Source organism: Brochothrix campestris (assembly GCF_046058945.1).
GTDB lineage: Bacteria > Bacillota > Bacilli > Lactobacillales > Listeriaceae > Brochothrix > Brochothrix campestris.
The window spans coordinates 1,711,618-1,723,511 of record NZ_CP175511.1 but is presented as its reverse complement, the minus strand read 5'-3'; the positions used below and the strand labels follow the sequence as shown (position 1 = coordinate 1,723,511).

The 11,894-nt window shown below is 43.0% G+C and carries 13 protein-coding genes; all 13 read left to right on the top strand.

Annotated elements, in window-relative coordinates:
* The first annotated feature begins 40 nt into the window (after positions 1–40).
* The gene (gene der / locus ACJYYY_RS08540) at positions 41–1,351 is read left to right on the top strand and encodes a ribosome biogenesis GTPase Der (protein ID WP_035313464.1); all 1,311 of its coding nucleotides are present in this window, start codon (positions 41–43) and stop codon (positions 1,349–1,351) included.
* Between the two features lie 20 nt (positions 1,352–1,371).
* Positions 1,372–2,379: an NAD(P)H-dependent glycerol-3-phosphate dehydrogenase gene (locus ACJYYY_RS08535; RefSeq protein ID WP_408869240.1), complete on the top strand. Its 1,008-nt coding sequence runs from the start codon at positions 1,372–1,374 to the stop codon at positions 2,377–2,379.
* Positions 2,380–2,556: 177 nt separating this feature from the next.
* Entirely contained in the window at positions 2,557–2,832 is a 276-nt protein-coding gene (locus ACJYYY_RS08530; RefSeq protein ID WP_035313461.1) for an HU family DNA-binding protein, read from the top strand.
* A 235-nt stretch (positions 2,833–3,067) separates the two neighbouring features.
* A complete protein-coding gene (gene folE / locus ACJYYY_RS08525) occupies positions 3,068–3,628 on the top strand; it encodes a GTP cyclohydrolase I FolE (protein ID WP_408868832.1) in 561 nt (186 codons plus the stop codon).
* 21 nt (positions 3,629–3,649) lie between these two features.
* Positions 3,650–4,378: a heptaprenyl diphosphate synthase component 1 gene (locus ACJYYY_RS08520; RefSeq protein WP_035313457.1), complete on the top strand. Its 729-nt coding sequence runs from the start codon at positions 3,650–3,652 to the stop codon at positions 4,376–4,378.
* Positions 4,375–5,100 carry a demethylmenaquinone methyltransferase gene (locus tag ACJYYY_RS08515; RefSeq protein ID WP_408868831.1) on the top strand — a complete coding sequence of 242 codons (726 nt, stop codon included), beginning with the start codon at positions 4,375–4,377 and terminating at the stop codon, positions 5,098–5,100. Before ACJYYY_RS08520 ends, ACJYYY_RS08515 begins: the two co-directional genes overlap by 4 nt.
* Positions 5,101–6,078 carry a polyprenyl synthetase family protein gene (locus tag ACJYYY_RS08510; RefSeq protein ID WP_232217897.1) on the top strand — a complete coding sequence of 326 codons (978 nt, stop codon included), beginning with the start codon at positions 5,101–5,103 and terminating at the stop codon, positions 6,076–6,078. It abuts the gene before it with no gap.
* A gap of 60 nt (positions 6,079–6,138) precedes the next feature.
* On the top strand, positions 6,139–6,555 hold the full coding sequence (ndk, locus tag ACJYYY_RS08505; protein WP_408868830.1) for a nucleoside-diphosphate kinase: 417 nt from the start codon (positions 6,139–6,141) through the stop codon (positions 6,553–6,555).
* 183 nt (positions 6,556–6,738) lie between these two features.
* Positions 6,739–7,908 (top strand): chorismate synthase, encoded by a 1,170-nt coding sequence (gene aroC / locus ACJYYY_RS08500; protein ID WP_035313455.1) that lies wholly within the window; start codon positions 6,739–6,741, stop codon positions 7,906–7,908.
* A 1-nt stretch (position 7,909) separates the two neighbouring features.
* The gene (gene aroB / locus ACJYYY_RS08495) at positions 7,910–8,986 is read left to right on the top strand and encodes a 3-dehydroquinate synthase (protein WP_408868829.1); all 1,077 of its coding nucleotides are present in this window, start codon (positions 7,910–7,912) and stop codon (positions 8,984–8,986) included.
* 25 nt (positions 8,987–9,011) lie between these two features.
* Positions 9,012–9,383, top strand: coding sequence for a chorismate mutase (gene aroH / locus ACJYYY_RS08490; RefSeq protein WP_035313453.1), 372 nt, complete (start codon positions 9,012–9,014; stop codon positions 9,381–9,383).
* A 2-nt stretch (positions 9,384–9,385) separates the two neighbouring features.
* Complete coding sequence (locus ACJYYY_RS08485) at positions 9,386–10,492, top strand: prephenate dehydrogenase (RefSeq protein ID WP_035313451.1); 1,107 nt, start codon at positions 9,386–9,388, stop codon at positions 10,490–10,492.
* Between the two features lie 10 nt (positions 10,493–10,502).
* Positions 10,503–11,780 carry a 3-phosphoshikimate 1-carboxyvinyltransferase gene (gene aroA, locus ACJYYY_RS08480; protein WP_408868828.1) on the top strand — a complete coding sequence of 426 codons (1,278 nt, stop codon included), beginning with the start codon at positions 10,503–10,505 and terminating at the stop codon, positions 11,778–11,780.
* Positions 11,781–11,894 lie beyond the last annotated feature (114 nt).

Genomic DNA, 11,894 nt, shown 5'->3' with positions numbered 1-11,894 from the left:
GGCGCTTTATTAATTAATGTAAAGAAAAGAAGGTGATTGTATGGCAAAACCAGTAATAGCAATTGTTGGCCGTCCGAACGTCGGCAAATCAACAATATTTAACCGTATTGTCGGAGAACGTATCTCAATCGTTGAGGACGTTGCCGGAGTAACTCGTGACCGTATTTATTCAGCAAGTGAGTGGTTAACACAACAATTTAACGTCATCGATACAGGTGGGATTGAATTGAGTGACGAACCGTTTATGGAACAAATTCGTCAACAAGCCGAAATCGCGATTGAAGAAGCGGATGTCATTATTTTTATCGTCAACGGGCGTGAAGGTGTCACTGATGCTGATGAAGCTGTTGCGAAAATTTTATATCGTTCAAATAAACCGGTCGTGTTAGCAGTTAACAAAGTCGATAATCCAGAAATGCGTTCAGAAATTTATGATTTCTATGCACTTGGATTTGGCGAACCGTACCCGATTTCAGGTTCACATGGTCTTGGTCTTGGTGATTTACTTGATAAAGCAATCGCAAGCTTCCCTGAAAAAGATGAGATTGAATACGAAGAAGGTACCATCAAATTTAGTTTAATTGGCCGTCCAAACGTTGGGAAATCTTCATTGATTAACGCGATGTTAGGAGAGGAACGTGTCATCGTTTCGGATATCGCTGGTACAACGCGTGATGCAATCGATACACCGCATACGTTTGATGATCAAGAGTACGTGATGATTGATACAGCCGGTATGCGTAAAAAAGGTAAGGTTTATGAAAATACTGAGAAATACAGTATTTTACGGGCATTGCGCGCGATTGAACGTTCAGATGTTGTTTTAGTCGTAATCAATGCTGAAGAAGGCATCCGTGAACAAGATAAAAAAATTGCCGGTTATGCACATGAGGCAGGCCGTGGGATTATTATCGTTGTTAATAAATGGGACACATTGGATAAAGACAATAAAACAATGGATAAATTCACAACTGATATTCGTGAACAATTTATCTTCTTGGATTATGCGCCAATCATTTTTGTGTCAGCTTTAACGAAACAACGTTTACCTAAATTGTTCCCAATCATTAACGATGTGTATAACAGTCACTCAATGCGCGTGCAATCAAGCGTCTTGAATGAAGTTATTACCGATGCCGTTGCGATTAACCCAGCACCGCAAGATAAAGGCCAACGTTTACGTATTTATTACGCAACACAGGTGGCAATTCAACCGCCAACCTTCGTTGTCTTTGTCAATAACCCAGAGTTAATGCATTTCTCTTACCAACGTTTCTTAGAAAACCGTATTCGTGATGTCTTCACGTTTGAAGGGACACCGATTCGTTTGATTTCTCGTCAACGTAAATAAATTCATGTGAATGAAGGGTGATTATAATGAGTAAAATTGCAGTGTTAGGTACAGGGAGCTGGGGTACTGCCTTAGCTTCTGTATTAGCCGATAACCAAGTGGACGTCACAATGTGGTCTCATCGTGAGGCTGCCGCCGTGGAAATTAATGATCAACACCGTAATCAGAAATACTTACCTGATGTCGAACTACCAACTAATTTAAAAGCGACTGCATCAATGGCAACGGTTTTAAGAGACATTGATATACTCGTGTTGGCAGTGCCGACAAAGGCGATTCGTGAAGTGATTGCGTCAATTAATACGCAGCTTGATCATCCCGTGGTTGTTGTTCATGTCAGTAAAGGAATCGAACCAGAAACGAATTTACGAATCTCGGAGATTATTACTGATGCAATGACACCGTCACTCGTGGCGGCGGTTGTCGCTTTGTCTGGCCCAAGTCACGCCGAAGAAGTGTGTCGGCGGATGCCAACAACACTAACAGCAGCTTCAACAGATGAGTCGGCTGCAAAGCTTGTTCAAAATGCCTTTTCTAATTTGAATTTACGGGTTTATACCCACCATGATATTATCGGTACAGAAATTGGTGGTGCCTTAAAAAACATCATTGCCCTCGGTGCCGGAATATCTGATGGTGTCGGTAATGGCGACAATGCCAAAGCCGCTTTAATTACGCGTGGCATGCGCGAAATTATTCGTCTTGGTGAAGCCGTCGGTGCGGAGGAAGAAACTTTTTCGGGCTTAACAGGCATCGGTGATTTGATTGTCACTTGTACGAGTCAACATTCACGTAACTGGCAAACTGGTTATCGTTTAGGTAAAGGTGAAACGTTAACGGAAGTGTTGGCATCAGTTGGTATGATTGTTGAAGGAGTTCGCACAACCGAAGCTGTTTATTTGTGGGCAAAAAAACTGCAGATTTCAATGCCGATTACCGAGGCGATTTACGGTATTTTGTATGATGAGAAATCCCCTACTGTCGCAGTCGATGAGCTGATGGGTCGCCAGAAAAAAAGCGAATATTAAGCTAAAACTAGTCATTATATAGTCTAAAAGGTGTGAAAACGCTTAAAAAACGTCTAATCACTTGCAGTGACAAGGTTTATGTGATAATCTTTTAATGAAATTAAGTTTTTTAAATCACTTGATTTTTCAAACCGTACGATTTTTAATTATCCTTTTTCAAGGAGGTGAAAACATACAATGGCAAACAAGACAGATTTAGTAAACAGTGTTGCAGAAGCAACAGAATTATCTAAAAAAGACGCAACTAAAGCGGTAGAAGCTGTTTTCGCTTCTATTCAAGACACTTTAGCTAAAGGCGAAAAAGTTCAATTAATTGGCTTTGGTAACTTTGAAGTTCGTGATCGTGCAGCTCGTAAAGGCCGTAACCCACAAACTGGTAAAGAAATCCAAATTCCAGCAAGTAAAGTACCTGCTTTCAAACCAGGTAAAGCACTTAAAGATGCTGTAAAATAATTACATATTTTACAGATAGTGTTAAGAACTGCCTCGGCAGTTCTTTTTTTTTTGCCTAAGTCGCGCTAGCTAATGGTTTAAGTGTAGCGGTTATAATTTATCTCCCAAAACAGCAGTTTATAAAATGCTTTTAAGATAACGGTAAGTCAGTGAGACAGTAGAAAGACGTATTTATTTCTAAAAGGGTGTATGATATGATGTATTAGAAGTATTTTATAAGGTGGAGAAGGTGTCTATGACTGTTAATAAAGAAAAAATCGCAGCCGCAGTGAAAAGTATTTTAGAAGCTGTTGGCGAAGATCCGACAAGAGAAGGTTTAATCGATACGCCAATGCGTGTAGCGCGTATGTATGAAGAAATTTTTAGCGGTCTTCACACCGATGCTAAACAGCATTTAACGACCGTGTTTGATGAGCCATACAGTGAAATGGTCTTAGTCAAAGATATTCCATTTTATTCCGTCTGTGAACATCATCTTGTTCCTTTTTTTGGAACAGTTAGTATTGCCTATTTACCTCAAAATGGTAAGGTCGTCGGTTTAAGCAAACTGGCACGAATTGTCGAAGAAATAAGTAAGCGTCCCCAAGTCCAAGAACGTATTACAGTGACGGTGGCGGAAATGATTATGACTGAACTCAAGGCAGCGGGTGTGTACGTCTTTGTTGAAGCCGAACATATGTGTATGACGATGCGCGGTGTTAAAAAGCCAGGAGCAGTGACAATTACGACAGCAGCACGAGGCCATTATGCTGACAATGATGCTGCACGTCTTGAATTATTGAATATGATTAAGTAACCGTTTAGAAAGGGGGATAAGATGTTCCAACAAACAACCGACGATGTGAATAACATCTTGTCATATATTCGCAAGCGAGCAGACTACCCCTATTTAGAACAGCATTTTCAAGTGCCCCAAAGCACGTTAACCGAAGTGCTGGTCACCTATGAAATTGTCCAGCAGCAACCATCAGTTGAGAAGCGTTCGCAAATTATGTGTGCAACCCTACTCATTAAACAAGCGCTCGACATTCATGAAGCTGTGAGTGAAGGGACCTTAGCGACCGAAGCAATACGCAAAGAGCGTCAACTGGCTGTGTTAGCAGGAGATTATTATAGCGGTTTATATTACCGTGAATTAGCTAAGCTAGCGAATGAAGATTTACTCGCTATCTTTTCACAGGCAATTGGTGACATCAATCAAGTACGGGCCAATTATTACGAACAACTGCCACAGACCAAGGGCGATTTAGGCCAATTAATGGTGACGGAGTCGCTCATTCATACGTCATTAGCAGGCTACTTTGGCTTTACGCAACAGCAACAAACAATCTATCAATGGGCACTTGCTTTGGCCCGGTTAAAACAGCGTCCAACACGTCTGATTGATACTCAAATAGAACAGCGACAAAGTCTGATTGAAACGTTAGTCGCTAAGTTGGCGACTGCGTTGAAACAAGCTGAAGAAGGAACCGTGAGTGTGCAGTTAAAGACGCATTTAAACAACCTCATTGATCCGAATAGTAAAGGGGAGACCGTTAAATTATGAGTAAAGAAGAATTAGATCAACAGTCAAAACTCGAAAAAGTACATGATGTGTTTGAAAAAGTATCGCCCGGTTATGATAAAATGAACGCGGTTATCAGCTTTCAATTGCATAAAGGTTGGCGGAAACAAACGATGTCAGACATGATGATTAAACCAGGTTCCAAAACCTTGGATGTATGTTGTGGTACGGCTGATTGGACCTTATCAATGGCCGAGGCTGTTGGGCCAACGGGTGATGTTACCGGTTTTGATTTTTCAGCCAATATGTTAGCTGAAGGACAAAAAAAGGTCGATGCCTCTGCCTTCGATAACATTACATTAATTGAAGGTAATGCAATGGAATTGCCATTTGCTGATAACAGCTTTGACTATGTAACAATTGGTTTTGGGTTGCGAAATGTCCCTGACTACTTAACGGTTTTACAAGAAATTAACCGGGTGTTAAAACCAGGCGGCTTATTGGCTTGTTTAGAAACCTCACAACCAACCATGCCGGGTTACCGTCAACTATACTTTGGTTATTTTAAATATGTAATGCCGTTATTTGGACGTGTTTTTGCTAAGAGTTATAAAGAATACGCTTGGTTAAATGATTCGACACGTCTGTTTCCCGATAAAGAACGATTGGCACAGTTGTTCGTGAAAGCAGGTTTTGTGGCAGTGACGTATAAATCATTTTCGGGTGGCGCTGCTGCAACGCACATGGGTGTGAAGAAAAGTTAAATGGCAAAAAAAATGTTGGATTTAATGAGTCTTTATGCCAGCTTGAAAAAAGACTTAAAAACAATTGATAAAGCGCTCCTTAATCTTGTCGAATCGGAAGAATCACCGATCATTGAACAAGCGGCGAATCAATTGTTAGCAGCAGGTGGCAAACGTATCCGTCCGATTTTTGTGCTGCTATGTGCCCGGCTCGGTAAAATTAATCAAGCCGCTGCAATGAAACTCGCTGTTGCGATTGAATTAATTCACTCGGCGTCAATTTTACATGATGATGTGGTCGATGATTCAGACATGCGTCGCGGCAAAATATCGGTCAAGGCGAAATGGGATAATCATATCGCCATGTATGCAGGCGATTATCTCTTTGCTAAAAGTTTGGAAAGTGTTGCTCAAATGGGTAACCCGCAAATTCATCAGATTTTGAGTCAAACAACCTATGAATTGAGCTTAGGTGAGATTGAACAAATCCGCTATCAATACGATGCCACACAAAACATACGTGTGTACTTACGTCGCATTAAACGTAAAACCGCGGTGCTGATCGCAGCTAGCTGCCAATTAGGTGCAATTGCCGGTGGGCTTGAGCAACATGCGAAGAAACTGTATTTGTTTGGCTATTATGTCGGTATGTCTTTTCAGATTAGAGATGACATTTTAGATTATACGATGACAGCGGCTGCAATTGGCAAACCAGTCGGTGAAGATTTACGCCAAGGGAACATCACTTTACCGGCCTTGTTGGCGATGAAGAACCCTCTCATACAGGCGCAAATAGCAAGTGTCAATGAAACAACATCACCAGCAGAGCTACAAGCGGTATTAACAGCCATCCGCTCAAGTGGCGCGATTGAACAAGCACAGCTTGTGAGTGAACAATACTTACGGAAAGCAGTTGCGATTCTTGATTCATTTCAAAACCCAACAGCAACAAAGCCGTTACGTCAAATTACTAATTATTTATTAGATCGCGACGATTAAACGTAGGTAACAATCGAGTCTGATAGCAACGGATGAGTTTAAATAAAGGGGTGCATAGTCATGGAACAAACATTTATTATGGTTAAACCTGATGGTGTAAAGCGTCAGTTAATAGGGGAAGTTATCAAACAATACGAACAAAAAGGCTTGCAACTTAAGGCAGCAAAATTAATGGTGATTTCGGAAGAACTTGCCAAACAGCATTACGCTGAACACGAAGGTAAGGCTTTTTATGCAAAATTAATTACATTCATTACTTCAGGTCCAGTTTTTGCGATGATTTGGCAAGGGGAAAATGCTGTGGCAGTAGGTCGTAAATTGAATGGGAAGACGAATCATTTAGAGGCCGATTTAGCATCAATTCGTGGTCGGTTTGCGACGGATACATCATTAAACGTCGTGCATGGCTCAGATTCACTTGAAAGTGCAGCGCGTGAAATTGGTTTGTTTTTTAACAAAACAGAACAAATTGGTTAAAGAATAACAGAAAGTCGGGCAAAGGTAACGGAGATGTTGCAGCTGTCGGACTTTTTTTACGTCATTAAATAGACTTACTATTTCGATAATTGGCAAAAAAGGGTATACTAGGTTGAAGCAGTTTCTAAATTATGCTAAACTACTAATATACTTTAAAGCGATAAAGAACAGGAGTGTTAAACGATGAGATATTTAACCGCAGGAGAATCACATGGTCCACAACTTACAACGATTATTGAAGGGTTACCAGCAGGTTTTACGATCCTTGCTGAAGATATAAACAAAGACTTAAAACGACGTCAAGGTGGCTATGGGCGTGGTGGACGTATGAAAATCGAAAAAGATCAGGTGGCAATCACAGCCGGTGTACGTCATGGCAAAACCTTAGGTTCACCTGTTGCCTTAGCAGTGACAAACCTCGATTACCGTCATTGGTTAAAAGAAATGGGCAGTGAACCAATCGCTGACGATGTGGTGGTGAAACGTACTGTAACACGCCCACGTCCCGGTCACGCTGATTTAGTCGGTGGTATCAAGTATGGGCACCGTGATTTACGAAATGTCTTAGAACGCTCGTCAGCACGTGAAACGACGATGCGAGTGGCAGCTGGTTCAGTTGCCAAACAACTATTAAGTGAATTAGGCATTACCGTTGCGAGTCATGTACGTAAAATTGGTGGTGTGACAGCGACTGTTGATATTTCACAACTAACAGCTAGTGAAATTCAAGCACGGGCTGAACAATCCGAAACGCGTACCTTAGATGAAGAAGCCAATGAACAAATGAAAGCACGGATGGACCAAGCGCGTCGTGATGGTGATACAATCGGTGGTTTAGTTGAAGTTGTGGTAGATAACGTGCCTGAAGGCATCGGCAGCTACGTTCATTATGATCGTAAACTGGATGCCCGCATTGCGGCAGCAGTAATGAGTATCAATGCCTTTAAAGGGGTTGAATTTGGCCTAGGTTTTGAAATGGCTAACATTCCTGGTAGTGAAGTGCAGGATGAAATCCTTTACAACGAAACAGACGGTTATAGCCGTCGGACGAATCATTTAGGTGGATTTGAGGGGGGAATGTCAACTGGAATGCCGATTGTCGTCCGTGGTGTGATGAAACCAATTCCGACGTTATACCGTCCACTCCAAAGTGTTGATATTGATACAAAAGAACCATTTAAAGCGAGCGTTGAACGTTCTGATTCGTGTGCTGTGCCAGCGGCGAGTGTCGTAGCTGAGCATGTGGTTGCTTGGGAAGTTGCCAACGCGATTTTAGAAGAGTTTTCACACGCGACCTTAGCTGATTTAAAACGTGAAGTCGCAGCCAGACGTCAAAGCGCAAAGGAGTTTTAAAATGCCTACGATTACAGTGAAAACGGCAACGGCTAGTTATCCTGTTGTCGTTGAGCAAAACTGTTTGCAACAACAAAAAAAGACGATAGAGGGATTGTTGGCCAACTATTCACATGTATTAGTCATCACCGATCAGCATGTATCCATCTTGTATAAAGAAGTTTGTGACTGGTTACAGAACAGCAGCAATAGTGTGTTGCCGTTTGTGACACCAAACGGCGAGTCTGCTAAAACATTTGCAATCTACGAAGCGGCGATGACACATATGATTAGCCATAACTTGGACCGTAAAAGCGTTATCGTCGCCTTAGGTGGTGGAGCAGTCGGCGATTTAGCCGGCTTTGTGGCCGCCTCATACATGCGCGGCATTGATTTTATCCAACTGCCAACCACTGTCTTAGCACATGATAGTGCTGTTGGTGGCAAGACCGCTATCAATCATCCCTTAGCTAAAAACATCGTTGGTGCCTTTCATCAACCGCAGGCAGTTTATTACGATACAAGTTTATTGGCGTCCTTGCCTGAACGCCAAATGCGATCAGGCTTTGCCGAGTTAATCAAACACGGACTAATTGCCGATGCCACTTTGTTAGCCGAAGTGATGGCTAATTATCAAAATTGCGCCTCGTTATACGCGCGCGACATGACACCATTTTTAACCAAAGGGATTCAAATTAAGGCCGATATCGTTGCCGAAGATGAGCGTGAACAAGGCATCCGTGCCTATCTCAATTTTGGGCATACATTTGGCCATGCGGTCGAAGCAGCTGGTGATTTCAAACACTGGTTCCATGGTGAAGCAATCATGATTGGCATGAAATTCGCCTTATTATTATCACAGCAACTAACCGGTTTGCAGTTTGATGTCACCAGATGGCAACACTGGGCCGAAAAGCTCGGCTATGACTTTTCATTACCACCAACACTGACCTTCGAACAATTGTATGATAAAATGATGCACGATAAAAAGACAACCTATCAAGCGATTCATTTTGTTTTGTTGAACGCGGTCGGTCAACCGATTTCACAAGTTGTGACGAAAACACAGTTAGCAGAAGCATTTGAAGCAATGCACTAAAACATAGAAGAGCGAGGCGAACGAGATGATGAGAGGGATTCGAGGGGCAACGACAATTGCTCAAAATACAACCGCAGCCATTGAAACGGCAACGGTGGCCTTACTAACCGAAATAATTGAGAGGAACCAGTTGCAAGCAGAACAGATTAGCTCAGTGTTCTTTTCTGCAACAGCAGATGTCACTGCTTGTTTTCCGGCCAAGTTTGTTCGTTCCTTTAAAGGTTTTGAGTATGTGCCAGTGATTGACATGCTTGAAATGTCGGTACCAAATGCCTTACCACTCTGTATTCGTGTGATGGTTCACTGTGACAGTGATCTGGAACAGGCGGCCATCCATCACGTTTACCAAAACGAAGCGGTACAGTTGCGCCCGGATTTAACATTAAAAGAGGTGTGACAATGACAAAACGACTTTTATTAATAGGCATCGGTTTAATTGGCGGCTCCTTAGCGTTAGCAGTTAAACGTGGAGCACCCGATGTGAGAATTATTGGTCATGATGCCCATCTAGCAACCTTAGCAGAAGCATTGCGTCTAGGTGTGATTGATGAGGTGGCAACTGATTTTGATGCCCAGGCTTCGCAAGCGGATGTGATTGTGTTAGCAGCGCCAGTCCGACAAACGAAGGCGATGATTCAGCATTTAGCCCAACTCCCTCTGCAACAAACGGTGATTATTACCGATACGAGCAGTACGAAGGCAACGGTCGAACAGACAGCCGCGGTTTTAACGGCACAGGATTATACGTTTATTGGCGGTCATCCAATGGCGGGCTCACATAAGAGTGGTGTGCAAGCGGCGAAGGCGATATTATTTGAAAACGCCCTCTACATGCTCACACCTGCCAATGATCGTGCGGCTGCCCGTATTCCAGAATTGCAACATTACTTAGAAGGAACAAAGGCCCATTTTTTAATTAGTTCAGCGCAGCAACATGATCAAATGGTGGGAATGATTAGTCATTTACCGCATTTAATTGCCGCCGGACTGATTCAACAAACCGCTAAATATACGAAACGATTGCCACAGACGATTCAGCTGGCTGCGGGTGGGTTTCGGGATGTGACCCGGATTGCTGCAAGTAACCCCAAAATGTGGACCGACATCATCTTAGAAAACCGCGACAACCTCGTTGAATTGTTGGCGATGTGGCAAAATGAAGTAGCCTTGATACAAGCACTTGTTGCCAATGGTAATGAAGAAGCCATCCATGCCTTTTTTGCCGAAGCTAAAACGTACCGCGAGGAGTTACCGAATAAACAGCGTCATGCCTTACACGGCTATAGTGACCTGTTGATTGATATCCCCGATTATCCTGGTGTGATTTCAGAAGTAACAAGCGTCCTTGCGGCTGCTCATATTAGTTTGACGAACATTCGTGTTGTCGAAACGCGCGAGGATATTATGGGGATTTTACAGATTAGTTTTCAGTCTACACAAGAGCGTCAACGCGCCAAACAAGTCATTGAACAAGCGACGTCATTTGAATGCAGCGTCCTAGAATAGAGGTTAAGCGATGAGAACAATAACACGAGTACAACAATTAAACGGCACGATTGAAGTGCCGGGTGATAAGTCGATTTCACACCGAGCGATTATGTTTGGTGCATTGGCGAAGGGTGAAACAACGATTCGTCATTTTTTAAAGGGAGACGATTGTTTAAGTACAATTGCCGTTTTTCGCCAGTTAGGGGTTGCCATTGAACTTGAGGCTGACTGTGTCCGCGTGCATGGGCAAGGGATTGCTGCGCTCCGACAGGCAACAGATATTCTCGATGTAGGCAACTCAGGCACAACGATTCGTCTCATGATGGGTATTTTAGCAGGCCGTCCATTCACGAGTCGCTTAACCGGTGATCTGTCGATTCAAAAACGACCGATGAACCGTGTCATTGCACCGTTAACACTGATGCAAGCCACGCTAAAAGCACAGCCTGGTGGATTGGCACCGGTAGAAGTGAACGGTCATTCGCAACTAAGAGGTATTCATTACGACATGCCAGTTGCCAGTGCACAGGTGAAGTCCGCTATTTTATTTGCGGGAATGCAAAGCGAGACGGAGACAACCGTTGTTGAAAAAGAAAAATCGCGTGACCATACCGAACGGATGTTGCAACAATTTGGTGGTGAAATTGCGATTGATGGTTTAACACTTACGTTAAAAAAACAGCCGGAATTACAAGGACAAGACGTCTATGTACCAGGTGATATTTCATCAGCAGCCTTCTTTTTAGTGGCAGCAAGCTTGGTTGCCAATTCACAGGTGAGGTTGACCAATGTCGGCGTTAATCCAACTCGAACGGGTATTCTTGAGGTGTTGGCGCAAATGGGCGCAAACATTACGCAAACAGCAAACAAGACTACCGGAGAACCAATGGCGGATTTAACAGTGAGCACTGCCAAATTAACGGCAACTGAAATCGGCGGCAGTCTTATTCCACGCTTGATTGATGAACTGCCGATTATTGCCTTACTGGCAACACAGGCAACAGGTACGACCGTCATTAAAAATGCCGAAGAACTGAAGGTGAAAGAAACAAACCGCATTGATACTGTCGCAACAGAATTACAAACGTTAGGGGCCGATATTATCCCAACCGCGGACGGCTTAATTATTAACGGACCAACCCCCTTACATGGTGGGCTGGTCTCCTCACATGGTGATCACCGTATTGGGATGATGTTAGCGGTGGCAGGTTTAATTGCAAGTGAACCTGTCGAATTGGCGGATGCGGCAGCGATTACCGTGTCGTACCCGACCTTTTTTGAGGATATTGCTGAGTTGGCAAAATAAATGTTTAATCAAACCCCTAACGGATTAAACGACAATTTGAGACAAAGTCGAATTAAACTGGTTTTACTTTGAACGTTCGTTCAAGTGACTTTGGCGAAAAGATGACTTGACTGA